The sequence below is a fragment of the Ensifer adhaerens genome (genome assembly GCF_000697965.2).
Taxonomy (GTDB): Bacteria; Pseudomonadota; Alphaproteobacteria; order Rhizobiales; family Rhizobiaceae; genus Ensifer; species Ensifer adhaerens.
Map to the genome: position 1 here is coordinate 1499432 of NZ_CP015880.1, position 17478 is coordinate 1516909.

Genomic DNA, 17478 nt, shown 5'->3' on the forward strand with positions numbered 1-17478 from the left:
GGCTGATGCATCTGTTCCCACACGGGCGAGGTGCCTCAGCGGCACCACCCCGATTCGCAGCTTCTATTCGGCTGCAATTGCGACGGGCATATGACCCGCCAGGTATTTCTCGGCCTCAAGCGCTGCCATGCAGCCCATGCCGGCCGCCGTAACCGCTTGACGGTAAATGTCGTCCGTCACGTCGCCTGCGGCAAAAACGCCGGGCACGTCGGTCGCCGTCGAATCGGCCGCGGTCCAAAGATAGCCGTTGGACTTCTGCCGAAGCTTGCCTTTGAAAAGTTCGACTGCCGGCGCGTGGCCGATCGCGACGAACACGCCGTCGGTGACCATGTCGGAGGTTTCGCCGGTCTTGGTGTTGCGCAGCTTCACGCCGTTGACGGAAGCGGGCATCGGCGGCTTGGCCGGCGCACCCAGGTATTCCGTGACCTCGTGATCCCAGATCACCTTGACGTTCGGCTTGGCGAACAGGCGCTCTTGCAGGATCTTCTCGGCGCGGAAGCTATCACGGCGGTGAACGACAGTGACCGTCTTGGCGAGATTCGAGAGATAGAGCGCTTCCTCAACGGCCGAGTTGCCGCCGCCGACGACGATCACGTCCTTGTTGCGATAGAAGAAGCCGTCACAGGTGGCGCAGGCCGAGACGCCGAAGCCCATGAAGGTCGGTTCGGTCTCGATGCCGAGCCACTTGGCCTTGGCGCCGGTTGCGATGATCAGCGCGTCCGCCGTCCAGTCGTTACCGCTGTCGGTCTTGATGCGGAACGGGCGCACCGACAGGTCGACATCGGTCACGAGATCGTTGACGATCTCGGCGCCGACATGGGTCGCCTGCTTCAGCATCTGTTCCATCATCCACGGGCCTTGGACCGGATCGGCATAGCCCGGGTAGTTTTCGACGTCAGTCGTGATCATCAACTGGCCGCCCTGTTCCATACCGGCGATCAGTACGGGCTCGAGCATGGCGCGCGCCGTATAGATGGCGGCGGTATAGCCAGCCGGGCCGGAGCCGATGATCAGCACTTTCACGTGACGGGCAGTCATAATCTTGTCCTTCGCTCATCGGAGAGGATTGCCTCCACATCCGATTCCATTGCGTCAATGGGAAATCGTCCCATACTTTAGGTATTCCCCACCATGACTTTCAAGAGTGCGCAGCCTGATACACACAAGTGCTTGAGCCTCAAGCCCGCTTTTGCCACCAGATGACGCGCTTAGGGCACAGGCGTCGGCCCGGCATCGATCCGCGCCGCACCCCGACAATGGAGCGCTCCTTGCGTCGCTCCTGAAGATGTCCACCTCTATTTGCGCATCTACCGGCATCGCCAACGCCATTTTCCCGCGAATAGTCGGCCGGGCTGCTTGTTGTCCAGCGGGTTTGACGATATTTCACGCGGATTCACTTTGCTGGAGAAGCATATGGGGTTGAATGCCGGCCGTGCATGGTTGCACTGCGAAAGCGCTGCGCTCGGCCACGCACCGACTCGAGACGACCTTGCCCTTGACGAGCGCGCCTTGCTGAAAATCTCGACCGAGATGATCGCGGCAGCGCCGGGATAGGCGGACATCAGTCGACGTCGCCCGCCATCGGGGCAACCTCACCATCGGCAGACACAAGTTTTCGACTTTGCCTCGCGCTCAAAGTCACCACGAAAAGGACGAACGTTCATGACGAAACAAGTCGAGCTCGACGCTATCGATCTCAAGATCCTTCGCGAGCTCCAGCGTGATGGCCGGATGACCAATGTCGATCTCGCGCAAAGGGTCGGCATCTCCGCGCCGCCCTGCCTCCGGCGCGTGCGCAAGCTCGAAGAGACCGGCGTCATCAAGGGCTATCACGCACTGCTGAACGCACCGGCGCTCGGCTTCGATCTCGTCGCTTTCTGCATGGTCGGCCTGAAGCGTCAGTCGGAGGCCGACCTCAAGGCGTTCTCGGCCGCTACTGCAGAATGGCAGATCGTCCGGCAGGCCTGGACGGTTTCCGGCGAAAGCGACTTCCTGCTGCATTGTGTCGCCGAAAACCTCACGACTTTCCAGGATTTCGTCATCGAAGTGCTGACGGCCAATGAACGGGTCGACACGGTGCGCACGATGCTGACCATTCGCCAGGTCAAGGATATCGGCCTCGTCCAGATCTAAGGCCCGCCCATGAACAAGCTTCCGCTGTCCGCCTTCATCATCTGCCAGAACGAAGAAGCCTATCTCGGCAATTGCATCGAGAGCCTCGAGCAATGCTCAGAAATCGTCATCGTCGATTCCGGCTCGACCGACGGAACGGCAGCACTCGTGCAGTCCTACATCGACAAGGGTTGGCCGATCCGTTTCCTGCATGAGCCGTGGCGGGGCTATGCCGGCCAGAAGCAGTTCGCGCTCGACCAATGTACGCAGCCCTGGTGCTTCAACATCGATTCCGACGAACGCCTGGACGAACCGCTGAAGGCACTGCTGCCCTCGCTGCTCGATGCGCCGCCGGAGACGGTCGGCTGGCGCGTCGCGCGCAGGCCCTACCTCATCGGCTACGGCTACACGCCGGAGCGGGCGCACGAGCGGCGAAACCTGCGTCTGATCCGCCAGGGCAGGGGACGATACGATCTCAATCAGAAAGTCCACGAGGGGATCGTGCCGGATGGCGCGGTCGGCGCCGCTGCCAAGGGCAGCCTGCTGCACTATCGGCCGCTGATCATCGACGAGCAGATCCTCAAGGAAAACAAGTATTCGACGCTGAAGGCCGATCAGCAGTTCGCCGCCGGTAAGTCGGCGCGCCCTTACAAAATGCTGTTCAGCCCGCCACTCTATTTCCTTAGGCTTTATTTCCGCAACGGCCTGTGGCGCTGCGGTTTTCCAGGCTTCATTGAGGCGATGACGGGAGCGGTGTACGCTTTCCTGACCGCCGCCAAGATCTATCAGAGGCACGCGCTCAAGCGGCATCCGAACCATGACGACATGGATCGGCGCGCCAGCAAGCGGTGAGGTTTTCATGAAAGTCATGCATTTTCACTTCGGCAAGGATGGCGGCGCTGAGCGTTTCTTCGTCCACCTGGTCAACGCGCTCGCCGAGCGTGGCGTCGAGCAGACCTCGGTCATCCGCCATGGTCGTATCTGGAAGAAGGACATCGAGGGTGCGACGCGCATCATCGAAAGCAACTTCCGTAACCTGTCGCTCGACCGGATCCTCCTGCCGATGAAGGTCAGCAGCATGGCACGCCGCGAAAAGCCGGATGCGCTGTTTGCCTGGATGCCGCGCGCCAGCCGCCTGATGCCCAACTACAAGGGCTGCATCAAGATCTCGCGTCTCGGCGACTATCCGCTGCGGCTCGACTATTTCCGCAACACCGATTGCCTCGTCTGCAACACGCCGGGCATTGCCGAGCATGTGCGCAAGATCGGCTGGAAGCGCGACGTCGAAGTCATCTCCAACTTCACCGGAACCGAGCCGGTCGCGCCCATCAGCCGCGCCACGCTCGACACGCCTGAGAACGTGCCTGTGGTCATGTCAATGGGGCGCTTCGTTCCGCGCAAGGGCTTCCACACGCTGATCCAGGCGATCGCCAAGGTGCCGGATGCCTATCTGTGGCTCGTCGGCGATGGCGAAGAACGTGCAAATCTGGAGAAACTGGCCGCCGACCTCGGCGTGGCAAAGCGCGTGCGTTTCGCCGGCTGGCAGAAGGACACGCGGCCTTTCCTTGCCGCTTCCGACATCTTCGTGATGGCATCGAGCCACGAGCCGCTCGGCAACGTAATCCTCGAATCCTGGGCGCAAGGGACACCGGTTGTTTCCAGCCGTTCAGAAGGGCCGCAATGGTTCATGCGCGATGGCGAAAACGGCTTGATGGTCGATATCGGTGACGCTGACGGCTTTGCCCAGGCAATCGACCGCATCGCGGGCGATACGTCGCTCGGTGAACGGCTTGCCGAACGTGGGCACGAGACCCTGATGAACCAGTTCTCGAAGCAGGCGATTACCGACGCCTATCTGAAGCTCTTCGCTTCGAAGCGCTGAGAGAGTCTAGTGCGAGGCTGCCACGCGGTGGCAGCCTGTCAGGGACGCATCAGGCGTTCATAGACCGCGTTGATCGCGCGGGCCTCGCCCTCGATCGCAAAGGATGCGCGGGTCAGCCCCAGACCGTTCGCGCCAGCCAAGGTCCGGCGATGATCATCGTCCATGAAGCCAGCCGTTGCCTCGACCATTGCCTGTAGATCGTTGGCGGCGATCACGGCGCCGGTTTCCTGCTCTCCGACGACGACCAGTTCCGAAAACGCGCCGACGTCGGTTGCGATAACGGGCACGCCTGTCGCCATCGCTTCGAGCGGCGTCAGCCCGAAACCTTCCCAGCGCTGCGGCGCGATGAAGAGATCGAGCCCACGATACCAGTCCGGAATGTTGGTGTGTTCGCCAACGAAACGGATGCGGTCGGTGAGCCCGGCCTTTGCGACCCGCTCTTTCAATTCGTTCTCGAAGGCGACGTGCGGGCCGGTGGCGCGACCGGCGACGATGGCACTCCAGCCGGGCCGGCACGGCAGAAGCCCAATCATGCTGTCGACGAAGAGATCCGTGCCCTTCTGCTTACGCACCCGCCCGAAGCAGCCGACATATTTTTGGTTGGGGTCGAGCCCGAGCGCAGCTTTGGCTGCCGCTGTGTCAACCGGCGGCTGGAAGCGCTTGGTATCGATGCCGTGCAGGATCACCGTGTTCGGCACCTGCAGATAGGCGGCGGTCTTGCCGCTGGTCGCGATTACCGCGTCCATGCGCGAAATCAGAAACTTGCTCCAGCCGGTGTGGCGGCGCTGCGACGCAGAGGTGAAGACGATCCTCAGCTTCATGCCGAGAAGGTCGCGCAGCACGATCGCCGGCAGCATTTCGACATTGCGGCGCGCATGCCAGACCCGGCAGGGCCGTCCGTCCGGTGCGCTCCACAGGCGCAGGAGATCGCGGAAGCGGATCGAGGGCAGGGTGTCAGGCAAACCCGGGCCAAGCACGGCGATCTTTTCGCCGAGCGCGCGCTGGATCGGAATCAACTGGATGATGGTGGACGTCACGCCCGAGAGGCGGCGCTTGAAATTGGGAGCGATGACCTCGACGTTCCGGATATCGGCCACGAAAGCGCACTCCTTGCGCGAGCAACGATCGTCTTTTGAAAAGGAGAAACGGGGCGAAGGCAGGCTTCGCCCCTTGGCTAGGGCAGATCAGCCCCAGTTGACGGCGAGAATTTCGTAGGCCTTGGAACCGCCAGGCGCGTTCACTTCGATGGAATCGCCGACTTCCTTGCCGATGAGCGCGCGCGCGATCGGCGACGAGATCGAAATGCGGCCAGCCTTCACGTCGGCTTCCTGGTCGCCAACGATCTGGTAGGTCTTTTCTTCTTCAGTGTCTTCGTCGACGAGTTTGACCTTGGCGCCGAACTTGATCTTGGAGCCGGACATCTTCGAGAGATCAATGACTTCCGCGCGGGCGATCAAGTCTTCGAGCTCGGTGATCCGGCCCTCGTTGTGGCTCTGCGCTTCCTTGGCCGCGTGGTACTCGGCATTTTCCGACAGGTCGCCATGTGCACGGGCTTCGGCAATCGCCTCGATGATTCGCGGTCGTTCTTCCTGCTGGCGCCAGCGCAGCTCCTCCTGCAGGTTGACGAATCCGCCCTGTGTCATCGGCACTTTTTCGACCATTTCAATGTCCTTCATCAAGCACGAGGCGCCGCCCTTAGGGCGGCGCCAACGCAAAAGAAAACGGTCTCCGGCGCGTAAACGCCGGAACCGTCCGAAACTTCGAACCTTGGTTATAGCAGAAACGGAAGCGCGAAAGCCAGATATTTCGCCATCATCCACCGAACCCTGAAAGGCCACTGCAACTTGTGGGGGAAGCGATGGGGTGGCAAGCTACGCAGAAAGCGCTTTACCTCAACCGCGGTTGAGGTCGTAACAAAGGTGTTCCTAAGAGATAGCAGCGAGGAACGTTGGGCATGGTTCTGGCGAGGGACGAAACCAAGGCAGGCGAAGGCAATACCGCACTTCAGGAGGACGGCCGCTGGAGCGAACTGTTGCGGCCGGACTATCTGGCGACGACGGCTGCCCTTTGCCTCGGGGTCGCGTTGTTCGCATTCAACGAGTTTTTCGTAGCGACCGCGCTGCCCACAGCCGTCGAAGAGATCGGCGGCGCTACGCTGTTGTCCTGGGCCGTCACGCTCTATCTCGTCTTTGCCATTCTCGGCGGCGCTGTTGCCGCCACGCTCAAGTCAAGGTTCGGCGCACGAGGGACGCTGATTACGGCCGCGCTCATCTTTGTCGTCGGCACCCTCATCGCGACCGCCGCCGGCAGCATGCCGCAGGTCCTCGCCGGTCGCGTGTTTCAGGGATTCGGCGAGGGGATCATTGCTGCGGTCTGCTACGCGCTGATTCCCGAACTCTTCCCGCCGCGCCTGGTCCCAAAGGTATTCGGAGCCGAGGCCATCGTCTGGGCAACGGCGGCCTTTGGCGGGCCACTCGTGTCCGGATTCCTGACGGAACACTGGTCATGGCGGGCGGCTTTCGCCGTCAACGTTCCCGCAACCGTCATCTTCGTTGCGCTCGTTCTGCTGATCGTACCGGCACGCAAGGTGCCATCGACCGACACGCCTCGTCCAATCCCGCTGCTGCGGCTGACCGTGGTCGGTTCCGGCATATTGCTGATATCGGTCTCAAATACGGCGAGCAGCGTCCCCTTGATGGCGGCGGCGCTGGCGACGGCGCTGACCATCCTCTGGGCGGCCGTCGCAACCGACCGTCGGTCGGAGCATCCGATCCTGCCCGCGGGCGCCTTTCAGCTCACAAAACCGCTCGGCACCGGACTTTGGGTCGTGCTGCTGATGCCCCTCGCTCAAGCGTCCGGCTCGGTGTACCTCATTTATGGCCTGCAACATGTCTGGAATTTCAGCCCCACGGCCGCCGGTTTTTCGGCGGCATTGATGGCGATCTCCTGGAGTGTGACCGCTATCGCCGTCGCAAGCCTGCACTCGCACGCTCTGCGCGTGAAGCTCATCCCTGCGGGACCTGCGCTTCTCAGCCTCGGGCTTGCCGGTCTGATGATCGCCTTCGCGATCGACGATTACCGGCTGGTCTTCCCGAGCCAGATCGCGGTCGGGGCCGGGTTCGGCATGTCGTGGGGCACGCTCAGCCAGCTGATGATGGACGTCTCCTTGCGAGGAGAGCGGGACAAGACCTCAGCGTTTCTGCCGACGTTGCAGTCGGCCGGTTATGCGATCGGCGCGGCGATCTGCGGGCTGACGGCCAATCTTCGCGGTTTCGACGAGAAGGCGAACGTTGCCACGATGCACGCCGCCTTGTTCACGGTTTTCGTCGTCGCGTTCCTGATCTCCACGGCTTCTCTGTATCTGGGCGTCAGAACCGTGCGGCTCGCAGCGAGCCACGCGCGTCGTGATCGGGGCAGAACTGCTGCCGAGGCCCTGGCGGCAGACTAACAGTGTGATCAAGCGCAGGATGGATGTTCCTGCGCTTTGCTCGTGGCGCTGCTTCAGGCTGCAGCGTAGAGAGAGGCGCCGACCTGGCGGCGGGCAAGCAGAGCCCGCTGTTCGGCGCCGCGGCCGATGGAGGGCACGATTGTTGCCAGCAGCCTGCGGTTGCTGGAACGGACCTGGACCTTCAGCGAACCATAATCGGCATCGCGGCCGATCTTGTCTGCGATCCGCTGGCCGTAATAGAGGGCCGATCCCTCGTCGAAATGGCTGATACCGTCTTCATCGACGAAGTGCTCGTCGCCCCACAGCAAATCAAAGAAATAGAGTTGCACGATCTTGCCCCATGTCGCGCCCACCGGCGAAGCCGCCGATCTCTCAGTGCGCAGGGTCATAGAAACATGTGCCGGGGGAATGCAGGCTGAACCGGTCGTTCATGCGGCGTTCAGCGGAGGGGCGGGCTGTTGAAGCGCATCACACCCTCGGGGATGGCGGCGGCGCGCGAGGGTTTCGCGCGCCGCGGTCTTTCTTAGGCCTTGAAGTAGCTCTGCAGCGGGCGCACTTCGAGGCTGCCTGCCTTCAGAGCCTTGATTGCGTGCGCAGCCGCTTCAGCACCGGACATGGTGGTGTAGTAGGGCACCTTTTGCATCAGCGTGGCGCGGCGCAGCGACTTGGAGTCCGAGATCGCCTTGTTGCCGTCCGTCGTGTTGATGACGAGCTGAACGTGACGGTTGCGGATCGCATCCTCGACGTGCGGACGACCTTCCTGAACCTTGTTGATCTTGGTGGCGGCAATGCCGTGTTCACCGAGGAATCGAGCCGTGCCGCTGGTCGCCATGACCTTGAAGCCGATGTCGACGAGGATGCGGATTGCCGGCAACACCCGGGTCTTGTCCTCGTCGCGCACCGAAACGAACACTGTTCCATCGCGCGGCAGGTCGACGCCGGCGCCGAGCTGCGACTTGGCAAAGGCCAGTGCATAGTCGGTGTCGAGACCGATGACTTCGCCGGTCGAGCGCATTTCCGGGCCAAGCAGCGTATCGACGCCGGGGAAACGTGCGAACGGGAAGACTGCTTCCTTGACCGCGATGTGCTTGAGGTTGCGCGGATCCGGCTTTTCGCCATAGGCGGCGATCGCGACATCGAGCGCTTCGCCGGTCATGACGCGGGCCGCGATCTTCGCGATCGGCGCACCGATCGTCTTGGCGACGAAGGGTACGGTGCGCGAAGCGCGCGGGTTGACTTCGAGCACGTAGATCGTGCCGTCCTTGATCGCGAACTGCACGTTCATCAGGCCGCCGACATTGAGCGCCTTGGCAAGGGCTGCCGTCTGGCGTTCGAGTTCGTCGACCATGTCCTTGTCGAGCGTGTGCACCGGCAGCGAGCAGGCGCTGTCGCCCGAGTGGATGCCGGCTTCCTCGATGTGCTCCATGATGCCCGAGACGAAGACATCCTTGCCGTCGCACAGGCAGTCGACGTCGACTTCCGTCGCGTTGGTCAGGTAGCTGTCGAACAGCAGCGGATTCTTGCCGAGCAGCGTGTTGATCTGGCCGGTCTTGTCGTTCGGATAGCGCTGCTTGATGTCCTCAGGAACGAGGCCCGGAACCGTGTCGAGCAGGTAGCTCTGCAGCATGCTTTCCGAATGGATGATCTGCATGGCGCGGCCGCCGAGAACGTAGGACGGGCGCACGACCAGCGGGAAGCCGATTTCGGCAGCGACGAGGCGGGCCTGCTCGACCGAGTAGGCAATGCCATTGTTAGGCTGGTTGAGGTCGAGCTTCATCAGAAGCTTCTGGAAGCGGTCGCGGTCTTCGGCAAGGTCGATCGCGTCGGGTGCCGTGCCGAGGATCGGGATGCCGTTCTTTTCCAGCGCTTCGGCGAGCTTCAGCGGCGTCTGGCCACCGAACTGGACGATGACGCCGACGAGTTCGCCCTTTTCCTGCTCGGCGCGCATGATCTCGATCACGTCCTCGGCCGTCAGCGGTTCGAAGTAGAGGCGGTCGGAGGTGTCGTAGTCGGTCGAGACCGTTTCCGGGTTGCAGTTGATCATGATCGCTTCGTAGCCGGCATCCTTCAGCGCGAAGGCGGCGTGGCAGCAGCAATAGTCGAACTCGATGCCCTGACCGATGCGGTTCGGACCGCCGCCGAGAATGACGACCTTCTTGCGGTCAGACACTTCAGCTTCCGAGCGGGCGGCACCGACGAAAGGCGTTTCGTAGGTCGAGTACATGTAGGCGGTCGGCGAGGCGAATTCGGCAGCGCAGGTGTCGATGCGCTTGTAGACCGGGCGGACATTAAGCGCATTGCGCAGTTCCGCCACTTCCTTCGGGCGCTTGCCGCCGAGCGTTGCGAGGCGGGCGTCGGAGAAGCCCATCGCCTTCAGCATGCGCAGGTTCTCGGCATCGGCAGGCAGGCCGTGCTCGCGGATGCGCGCTTCCATGTCGACGATCGCCTTGAACTGGGCGATGAACCACGGGTCGATCTTGCTCGCCTCGTGAACCTCGGCTTCGCTCATGCCAAAGCGCAGCGCCTGCGCAACCATGCGCAGTCGGTCCGGCGTCGGCGTGCCGATCGCCGCACGAATGGCGTTACGGCCATCGCCGTTCTCGTCCATGTCGGGGATTTCGATTTCGTCGAGGCCGGTAAGGCCGGTCTCGAGGCCGCGCAGCGCCTTCTGCAGCGATTCGGCAAAGGTACGGCCGATCGCCATGACTTCGCCGACCGACTTCATGGCGGTGGTCAGAACCGGCGATGCGCCCGGGAATTTTTCAAAGGCGAAGCGCGGGATCTTGGTGACGACGTAGTCGATCGACGGTTCGAACGAGGCCGGGGTCGCGCCGCCGGTGATGTCGTTGTCGAGTTCGTCGAGGGTGTAACCGATCGCAAGCTTCGCCGCGATCTTGGCGATCGGGAAGCCGGTCGCCTTGGAGGCGAGGGCCGACGAGCGCGACACGCGCGGGTTCATTTCGATGACGACGAGACGGCCGTCCTTCGGATTGACGGCGAACTGCACGTTCGAGCCGCCGGTCTCGACGCCGATCTCGCGCAGAACCGCGATCGAGGCGTTGCGCATGATCTGATATTCTTTATCGGTCAGCGTCAGCGCCGGCGCAACGGTGATCGAATCACCGGTGTGCACGCCCATGGGGTCGATGTTTTCGATCGAGCAGATGATGATGCAGTTGTCCGCCGTGTCGCGGACCACTTCCATCTCGTACTCCTTCCAGCCGAGCACCGATTCTTCGATCAGCACTTCGGTGGTCGGCGACGCATCGAGACCGCTGCCGACGATGTCGAAGAATTCCGTGCGGTTATAGGCAATGCCGCCGCCGGTACCGCCGAGCGTGAAGGACGGACGGATGATGGCGGGCAGGCCGACATCGTCAAGCGCCTGCGCGGCAATCGCCATCGCGTGGTTCATGTAGCGCTGCTTGCGGTCGCCTTCGCCAAGGTTCCACTGGTTCTCGAGGTCATCGAGCGCCTTGTCGAGCTCGGCGCCGGAAAGCCGGCTCTTCAGTTCGGCGCGCTCGGCCTCGTGCGTCTTGCGGTCATGGTCCTTGATGTCGGTGGCATTCGCCAGCCGCGACTTCGGCGTTTCGAGGCCGATCTTCGCCATGGCTTCGCGGAAGAGGGCGCGGTCTTCGGCCTTGTCGATGGCGTCCGGCTTGGCGCCGATCATCTCGACATTGTAGCGGTCGAGAACGCCCATGCGGCGCAGCGAGAGCGCCGTGTTGAGCGCAGTCTGGCCGCCCATGGTCGGCAGCAGCGCGTCCGGGCGCTCCTTGGCGATGATCTTGGCGACGACTTCCGGGGTGATCGGCTCGACATAGGTTGCGTCCGCCAGACCCGGATCGGTCATGATCGTCGCCGGGTTGGAGTTGACGAGGATGACGCGGTAGCCTTCCTCCTTCAGCGCCTTACAGGCCTGGGTGCCGGAATAGTCGAATTCGCAAGCCTGACCGATGACGATCGGCCCCGCGCCGATGATAAGAATGGACTTGATATCTTGGCGCTTCGGCATGGTCGATCATCCGTTTCTAGCTGCGCGAAAAACCGGCCGAGGTGGGAGGTCACCGGCCGGGCACGCATTGATGGGTCTTTTCAGGCTAGAAGCGGCTTATAGGCAAATGTTTCTGCAAGCGAAACCCCGAAAATTCCGGAATCGACAGGAACCAGCCATATTTGCGCACCTCCGGCCATGCAGAGCGCTTCGCGCACGGCGAAACAGCGCCGGAAATGTCAGGGGCGGCCGGGGATGACGAGAACCTTGACCTCTCCGGCCGCCGGCGGATGCGCAATGACGTTGGCTGCTTCGCCGAGCGTCACCCGCCGCGAAATCAGCTTGTCGATCTCGATGGCGCCTGAGGCGACGAGGTCTGCTGCACGGCGGTGGACGAAGGGGTTGATGAAGGATCCGAGCACCCGCAGTTCGCGAAAGAGAATGTCGAACGGTTCGATTTCCACGGTCTCGCCCTTCGGCATGACGCCGAGGATCACGACGGTGCCACCGGACCTGGCAAGGCGAGTCGACTGCATGACGGTTTCGGCAACGCCGGCGCATTCGATGACGACATCGACCCCGCCGGGAACGAGCCCGGTGTCACCGGCGATCTGTTCGATGATATCGGTAGAGGAAGGATCGACCGTCGCCGTTGCGCCGACCTCTTCGGCAAGGCGGCGCTTTGCCGCCTGTCGTGTGGAAAGAATGACCGTCGTTGCGCCGGCGAGGCGGACGAGCTGCACGACCAGTAGGCCGATCACACCGCCGCCAAGGACGACGACGGAGGAGCCGGCGCGAATGCCCGCCATATCCACGCCATGCAGGCAGCAGGCGAGCGGCTCGCAGAAGGCGCCATGAACGGGGGCGAGGCTCAGTGGTATGTCATGGGCCTGCTTGCGGGGCATAACCACGTACTCGGCAAAACCACCGTCACGATGGATGCCGATCGCCCGGAGATTGCGGCAGAGATTGATGCGCCCGGCGGTACATTGCGGACAGGTACCGCAAGCGATGTTGGGGTCGCCGGTGATTCTCGCGCCGATTGCGATATCGGAGACCCTGCTTCCCACCGCCTCGACGATGCCGCAGAATTCGTGGCCGAGCGTCACCGGCGGGGTCGAGGGGAATTCGCCGTGCAGCAGATGCCGGTCCGTGCCGCAGATGCCGCAGGCTTCGACCCGCACCAGCAGATCGTCCGGGCCGGGTAGGGGCTTTGGCACTTCTGCGACCCGCAGCTGACCGATACCTTTGAGCCGCAATGCCTTCATCGCCCTGCCTCCTCGCCCTGTCCGCATGGGCATAGGAGCCGCAAAGCAGGTTTGCGTCAAGGCGAGCGCGGCTGTTCAAGAGAGGGCGGCCGGTCGGGCCGGCGGCCCGGCTGCCGGCAGCGCCTTGGCGAAGTGGTCGCCTTGTCAAAAAGATTGGTGAGATCGCGAACTTACGGGGCGCGATTGCGTTTTACAACGACGTTAGGGCCGTCTTATAAAAGAGCAGACCGACAACGCCTTTCAGAGGCCGGGGAGGACAGATCATGGAATGGAAGGGCCGCCGCCAATCCGACAATATCGAAGACCAGCGCGGCGCGAGCCCCGGTGGCGGCAACCCGTTTGGGCGCGGGGGCGGTTTTCGCATGCCAGGCGGTGGCGGCGGCATGCGGCGCGCCGGAGGCGGTATGAGCTTCGGTACGATTATCTTCCTCGTCGTGCTCTATTTCATCCTCAAGGCCATGGGCATCGACATGCTGCAGGTGCTGGAAGGCGGCGGCGGCCAGGTGCAGATGCCGGGCTTCGAGCAGAGCGATGGTTCGCCGGCACCGCGCGGATCCGCCCAGGAAGAGGAAATGAAGCAGTTCATGGCGACGGTGCTCGCCGAGACTGAAGACACCTGGAACGGCATTTTCCAGGCAAACGGCCAGCAGTATGAAGAGCCGAAGATGGTGCTTTTCCGTGGCCAGGTGCGTTCCGCCTGCGGCTTTGCTTCGGCTGCCTCCGGGCCGTTCTATTGCCCGGGCGACCGCAAGGTCTATCTTGACATGAGCTTCTTCGACGAACTCGCGCAGAAGTTCGATGCGGCCGGCGATTTCGCCCAGGCCTATGTCGTCGCGCATGAGGTCGGCCATCATGTCCAGAACCTGATCGGCGTTCTGCCGAAGTTCAACCAGATGCGCCAGTCGATGAGCGAGACCGAAGCCAACCAGATGTCGGTGCGCGTCGAACTGCAGGCCGATTGCTTCGCCGGTGTCTGGGGCAAGTATACCCAGCAGAAGGGCCTGCTCGAACAGGGCGACCTTGAAGAGGCGCTGAACGCGGCCACCCAGATCGGCGATGATACGCTGCAGAAGCGCATGCAGGGCTATGTCGTTCCCGAGAGCTTCAATCACGGGACCTCCGAGCAGCGCATGCGCTGGTTCAAGCGCGGCTTCGACAGCGGCAAGATGACGGCCTGTGATACTTTCTCGGGCGCGGCCTGATTTCTTTGAACCAGAATCATTCGAAAGGGCCGGCTTGTCTGCCGGCCCTTTCGTTTGTGGCTTAGCGCTCGCTATCCATGTGGGCGAGCTGGGCTTCTGGATACCGCGCGCCGGCTGCCGCATTCTTCGGCACTGACTGTTCGATCACCGCCAGATCGTCTGCGCTGAGATGGACGTCGCGCGACGACAGGGCCTCTGCCAGTCGATCGCGCCGCCGCGCGCCGACGAGCGGTACGATGTCCTTGCCCTTGGCCGCAACCCAAGCGATCGCGATCTGTGCCACCGACACGCCCTTGCCTTCGGCGATTCGTCTCAAAGCCTCGACGAGGGCGAGGTTTCGATCGATGTTGCCTTCCTGAAACCGCGGGCTCATGGCGCGGAAATCGCCCTTGCCGGCCGCGCCTTTCTGCCAATGGCCGCTGATCAGCCCGCGTGAAAGGACGCCGTAGGCGGTGATGCCGATACCGAGTTCGCGGCAGGTCGGCAGGATCTCATCCTCGATGCCGCGCGAAATCAGCGAATACTCGATCTGCAGGTCGACGATCGGATGCACGGCCGCCGCACGCCGGATGGTTTCTGATCCGACTTCCGAGAGGCCGACATGCCTGACGTAACCCGCCTTCACCAGATCGGCAATTGCGCCAATGGTGTCCTCGATCGGCACATCCGGGTCGAGCCGGGCGGGACGATAGATGTCGATATGGTCGACGCCGAGCCTCTGCAGCGTGTAGGCGAGAAAATTGCGAACGGCCTTGGGCCGGCAATCGTAGCCCAACCAGTTGCCGGCGGCATCGCGCAGGGCGCCGAACTTCACGCTCAGCAGCGCCCTGTCGCGCCTTCCGCCCTTCAACGCTTCGCCGATCAGCATCTCGTTGTGACCCATGCCGTAGAAATCGCCGGTGTCGAGCAGCGTGATGCCGGCTTCCAGCGCTGCATGGATCGTGGCGATGCTTTCGGCCCGGTCCGCAGGGCCGTACATGCCGGACATGCCCATGCAACCGAGGCCGAGCGCCGAAACCGAGGGACCGGACTTTCCGAGTGAAACGTAATCCATCTTCGTTCTCCTTCGACAAGGCCGAAAACCAGCCGGCCGTTTGCTCGGTCTCCTGTTTACTTCGTCCGATGCCGTGCGATAATCCGATCTCAATCGAACGACTTGTACGAAATTCCGCACAATGGACGACTTGCCGCTTGCTGATCTCGATGCCTTCACCGCAGTGGCCGCGGCGCGGAGCTTCCGCGCGGCTGCGAAGAAGCGCGGCGTTTCCGCGTCGGCGCTGAGCGAGGCGCTCCGCCGCCTTGAAGCGAAGCTGCAGGTGCGCCTGCTCAACCGCACGACCCGCAGCGTCACCCTGACGGAGGCGGGCACGCGGCTGCTCGATCGGCTGACGCCGGCCCTCGGCGAGATCGCCGGTGCGCTCGATCAGGTCAACGAGATGCGCGACAGTCCGGCGGGAACGCTAAAACTGAACGTTCCGACCATCGTCGCGCGCGAAATTCTACCACCGATCATCGGCCGGTTCTTGCGCGAGCACCCGGCAATTTCCCTGGAGGTGACGGCGGAGGACGGTTTCGTCGATGTCCTCGCTGCCGGTTTCGATGCGGGCGTCCGCTACGAGGAACGCGTCGAGCGCGACATGATCGCGATCCCGATCGGGCCGAGCCGCCAGCGTTATGTCACAGCCGCGGCGCCGGATTATCTCGAAAGGCGCGGCGTGCCCGGCCATCCGCGCGACCTGCTTGAACACGCCTGCATTCGCCACCGCTTCGCCAGCGGCTTCTCGCTTCCCTGGGAGTTCGGCGAGGGCGAGGCGGCGCTGACGATCGCGCCGCCAGCCGTCGTCACCGCCAACACGATCGATCTCGAACTCGGGGCGGCCATCGACGGCCTTGGCGTGATCCGGACCTTCGAGGAATTCATCGCGCCCGCGGTCGCCGCAGGGCGTCTGGTGCTCATCCTTGAGGCGTGGACGACGAGCTTCTCCGGTCCGCTTCTCTATTATGCAAGCCGCAAGCATATGCCAGCGGCGTTGCGTGCCTTCGTGGACTTCCTGAAGCGCGAACAGCGGCGGGACCACCGCTGAGGCATGGGCTGTAAGCGGCCCGACCTATCAACCATTGCGATAGTCCCATCAGAAAATTTGGGACGTTCACGGATTGTTTCGTGCGAAATGATCCGTTACACCTAAATTGGTAGCGTTGTTCACGTTCTGTCTCTTTTCCCGGGGCAGGCCGCCGGGGAGGGATCGCATGCGCGACGAGAAATTTGTGCGACGCGGCCTGTTCCTCGTCTTCCTCATCCTGTTTCTCGATATCATTGGCATCGCAATCATCGTGCCGGTGCTGCCGGCCTATCTCGAGGAATTGACCGGCGCCAATGTCAGCGAGGCGGCGATCGATGGTGGATGGCTGCTGCTCGTCTATGCGGCGATGCAGTTTCTCTTTGCGCCGCTGATCGGCAATCTCAGCGATCGATTCGGCCGCCGACCGGTGCTGCTCGCATCCGTCTTCACTTTCGCGCTCGACAACCTGATCTGCGCGCTCGCCACCAGCTACTGGATGCTGTTCATCGGTCGTGTACTCGCCGGCGTCAGCGGCGCCAGCTTCGGCACGGCATCGGCCTACATCGCCGACATCAGTCATGACGGGAACCGAGCCAAGAATTTCGGGCTGATCGGCATTGCCTTTGGTACCGGCTTCGCGCTCGGGCCGGTGCTTGGCGGTCTGCTTGGCGAACTCGGCCCGCGGGTCCCGTTCTACGGCGCGGCAGCGCTGTCCTTCGTCAACTTTATCCTTGGCGTATTCCTGCTGCCCGAGACACTCGACAGCGCCAACCGCCGCCGGTTCGAGTGGAAACGCGCCAACCCGCTCGGCGCCCTCAAGCAGATGTGCAATTACCCCGGCATCGGCTGGGTGGGGCTGGTGTTCTTTCTCTTTTGGCTTGCCCATTCGGTCTATCCGGCCGTCTGGTCCTTCGTTTCCAGCTACCGCTACGGCTGGAGCGAGGGGCAGATCGGACTTTCGCTCGGGATCTTCGGTATCGGCGGTGCCTTCGTCATGGCCGTCATCCTGCCGCGTGTGGTGCCGCGGCTTGGGGAGTGGCGCACGGCCGTGCTCGGCCTGACCTTCACCACGCTCGGAGCCATCGGCTATGCCGGCGCCTGGCAGGGGTGGATGATCTATGCGGTGATCATCGCGACCGCGCTCGAAAGCCTCGCCGATCCGCCGCTGCGCAGTATCGCCGCGGCCCACGTGCCGTCGTCGGCACAAGGCGAGCTTCAGGGCGCGCTGACCAGCATCGGCAGCATCACCACGATCATCGGTCCGTTGATCTTCACCCAGGCCTTCGGTTATTTCACCAGCCCTGCCGCGCCCGTCGCCTTTGCCGGCGCGCCCTATGCACTCGCCAGTTCCTTCCTCGTCGGCGCGCTTATCGTGTTCTTCCTGAAGATACCGAGAAGCAGGGCGGTCGGACCGGAAGGCGCGGAGAATGCCGGGCCGGCCGACGCCGTAGCGCCGGACGAGCCAGAGGCGATGGAGCGGCCACGATTGCACGGAAATTGATCAATTTT

14 protein-coding genes are annotated in these 17478 nt (G+C 62.9%); 7 read left to right on the plus strand and 7 right to left on the minus strand.

Annotated elements, in window-relative coordinates:
• Positions 1 to 63: 63 nt before the first annotated feature.
• Positions 64 to 1038 (minus strand): thioredoxin-disulfide reductase, encoded by a 975-nt coding sequence (gene trxB, locus FA04_RS07205; RefSeq protein WP_034791290.1) that lies wholly within the window; start codon positions 1036 to 1038, stop codon positions 64 to 66.
• Between the two features lie 624 nt (positions 1039 to 1662).
• Between trxB and FA04_RS07210 the strand changes: the two genes are divergently transcribed.
• The 3 genes from FA04_RS07210 to FA04_RS07220 are packed head-to-tail and all read left to right on the plus strand — an operon-like array spanning position 1663 to position 3994.
• A complete protein-coding gene (locus FA04_RS07210) occupies positions 1663 to 2133 on the plus strand; it encodes an Lrp/AsnC family transcriptional regulator (RefSeq protein WP_034791292.1) in 471 nt (156 codons plus the stop codon).
• A 9-nt stretch (positions 2134 to 2142) separates the two neighbouring features.
• Positions 2143 to 2964 (plus strand): glycosyltransferase family 2 protein, encoded by an 822-nt coding sequence (locus tag FA04_RS07215; RefSeq protein ID WP_034791294.1) that lies wholly within the window; start codon positions 2143 to 2145, stop codon positions 2962 to 2964.
• Between the two features lie 7 nt (positions 2965 to 2971).
• Positions 2972 to 3994: a glycosyltransferase gene (locus FA04_RS07220; RefSeq protein WP_034791296.1), complete on the plus strand. Its 1023-nt coding sequence runs from the start codon at positions 2972 to 2974 to the stop codon at positions 3992 to 3994.
• Between the two features lie 38 nt (positions 3995 to 4032).
• Here the strand turns inward: FA04_RS07220 and FA04_RS07225 are convergent, their stop codons facing one another.
• Both FA04_RS07225 and greA read right to left on the minus strand, forming a co-directional pair.
• Positions 4033 to 5091: a glycosyltransferase family 4 protein gene (locus FA04_RS07225; RefSeq protein ID WP_034791298.1), complete on the minus strand. Its 1059-nt coding sequence runs from the start codon at positions 5089 to 5091 to the stop codon at positions 4033 to 4035.
• An 87-nt stretch (positions 5092 to 5178) separates the two neighbouring features.
• Positions 5179 to 5655 (minus strand): transcription elongation factor GreA, encoded by a 477-nt coding sequence (gene greA, locus FA04_RS07230; RefSeq protein ID WP_034791305.1) that lies wholly within the window; start codon positions 5653 to 5655, stop codon positions 5179 to 5181.
• Between the two features lie 293 nt (positions 5656 to 5948).
• Between greA and FA04_RS07235 the strand changes: the two genes are divergently transcribed.
• On the plus strand, positions 5949 to 7442 hold the full coding sequence (locus tag FA04_RS07235; RefSeq protein WP_051659216.1) for an MFS transporter: 1494 nt from the start codon (positions 5949 to 5951) through the stop codon (positions 7440 to 7442).
• 53 nt (positions 7443 to 7495) lie between these two features.
• Here the strand turns inward: FA04_RS07235 and FA04_RS07240 are convergent, their stop codons facing one another.
• From FA04_RS07240 to FA04_RS07250, 3 genes are all read right to left on the minus strand, one after another.
• Positions 7496 to 7831 (minus strand): hypothetical protein, encoded by a 336-nt coding sequence (locus FA04_RS07240; RefSeq protein ID WP_051659217.1) that lies wholly within the window; start codon positions 7829 to 7831, stop codon positions 7496 to 7498.
• Positions 7832 to 7965: 134 nt separating this feature from the next.
• Positions 7966 to 11457: a carbamoyl-phosphate synthase large subunit gene (gene carB / locus FA04_RS07245; protein WP_034791307.1), complete on the minus strand. Its 3492-nt coding sequence runs from the start codon at positions 11455 to 11457 to the stop codon at positions 7966 to 7968.
• A gap of 218 nt (positions 11458 to 11675) precedes the next feature.
• On the minus strand, positions 11676 to 12704 hold the full coding sequence (locus FA04_RS07250; RefSeq protein ID WP_034791309.1) for a zinc-dependent alcohol dehydrogenase family protein: 1029 nt from the start codon (positions 12702 to 12704) through the stop codon (positions 11676 to 11678).
• A gap of 263 nt (positions 12705 to 12967) precedes the next feature.
• Between FA04_RS07250 and ypfJ the strand changes: the two genes are divergently transcribed.
• The gene (gene ypfJ / locus FA04_RS07255) at positions 12968 to 13906 is read left to right on the plus strand and encodes a KPN_02809 family neutral zinc metallopeptidase (RefSeq protein WP_034791344.1); all 939 of its coding nucleotides are present in this window, start codon (positions 12968 to 12970) and stop codon (positions 13904 to 13906) included.
• A gap of 61 nt (positions 13907 to 13967) precedes the next feature.
• Here the strand turns inward: ypfJ and FA04_RS07260 are convergent, their stop codons facing one another.
• Positions 13968 to 14960 carry an aldo/keto reductase gene (locus tag FA04_RS07260; protein ID WP_034791351.1) on the minus strand — a complete coding sequence of 331 codons (993 nt, stop codon included), beginning with the start codon at positions 14958 to 14960 and terminating at the stop codon, positions 13968 to 13970.
• A 121-nt stretch (positions 14961 to 15081) separates the two neighbouring features.
• Between FA04_RS07260 and FA04_RS07265 the strand changes: the two genes are divergently transcribed.
• Positions 15082 to 15990, plus strand: a complete 909-nt coding sequence (locus tag FA04_RS07265) for a LysR family transcriptional regulator (protein WP_034791353.1) — start codon at positions 15082 to 15084, stop codon at positions 15988 to 15990.
• 166 nt (positions 15991 to 16156) lie between these two features.
• Complete coding sequence (locus FA04_RS07270) at positions 16157 to 17470, plus strand: TCR/Tet family MFS transporter (protein ID WP_082573008.1); 1314 nt, start codon at positions 16157 to 16159, stop codon at positions 17468 to 17470.
• Positions 17471 to 17478: the final 8 nt, after the last annotated feature.

Excerpts from the sequence above, each read along its gene's own strand:
- ypfJ (WP_034791344.1), top strand. The coding sequence starts at position 12,968 with ATGGAATGGAAGGGCCGCCGCCAATCCGACAATATCGAAGACCAGCGC.
- FA04_RS07220 (WP_034791296.1), top strand. The coding sequence starts at position 2,972 with ATGAAAGTCATGCATTTTCACTTCGGCAAGGATGGCGGCGCTGAGCGT.
- trxB (WP_034791290.1), bottom strand. The coding sequence starts at position 1,038 with ATGACTGCCCGTCACGTGAAAGTGCTGATCATCGGCTCCGGCCCGGCT.
- FA04_RS07250 (WP_034791309.1), bottom strand. The coding sequence starts at position 12,704 with ATGAAGGCATTGCGGCTCAAAGGTATCGGTCAGCTGCGGGTCGCAGAA.
- FA04_RS07235 (WP_051659216.1), top strand. The coding sequence starts at position 5,949 with ATGGTTCTGGCGAGGGACGAAACCAAGGCAGGCGAAGGCAATACCGCA.
- FA04_RS07265 (WP_034791353.1), top strand. The coding sequence starts at position 15,082 with ATGGACGACTTGCCGCTTGCTGATCTCGATGCCTTCACCGCAGTGGCC.
- carB (WP_034791307.1), bottom strand. The coding sequence starts at position 11,457 with ATGCCGAAGCGCCAAGATATCAAGTCCATTCTTATCATCGGCGCGGGG.
- FA04_RS07210 (WP_034791292.1), top strand. The coding sequence starts at position 1,663 with ATGACGAAACAAGTCGAGCTCGACGCTATCGATCTCAAGATCCTTCGC.
- FA04_RS07270 (WP_082573008.1), top strand. The coding sequence starts at position 16,157 with ATGCGCGACGAGAAATTTGTGCGACGCGGCCTGTTCCTCGTCTTCCTC.
- FA04_RS07260 (WP_034791351.1), bottom strand. The coding sequence starts at position 14,960 with ATGGATTACGTTTCACTCGGAAAGTCCGGTCCCTCGGTTTCGGCGCTC.
- FA04_RS07215 (WP_034791294.1), top strand. The coding sequence starts at position 2,143 with ATGAACAAGCTTCCGCTGTCCGCCTTCATCATCTGCCAGAACGAAGAA.
- FA04_RS07240 (WP_051659217.1), bottom strand. The coding sequence starts at position 7,831 with ATGACCCTGCGCACTGAGAGATCGGCGGCTTCGCCGGTGGGCGCGACA.
- greA (WP_034791305.1), bottom strand. The coding sequence starts at position 5,655 with ATGGTCGAAAAAGTGCCGATGACACAGGGCGGATTCGTCAACCTGCAG.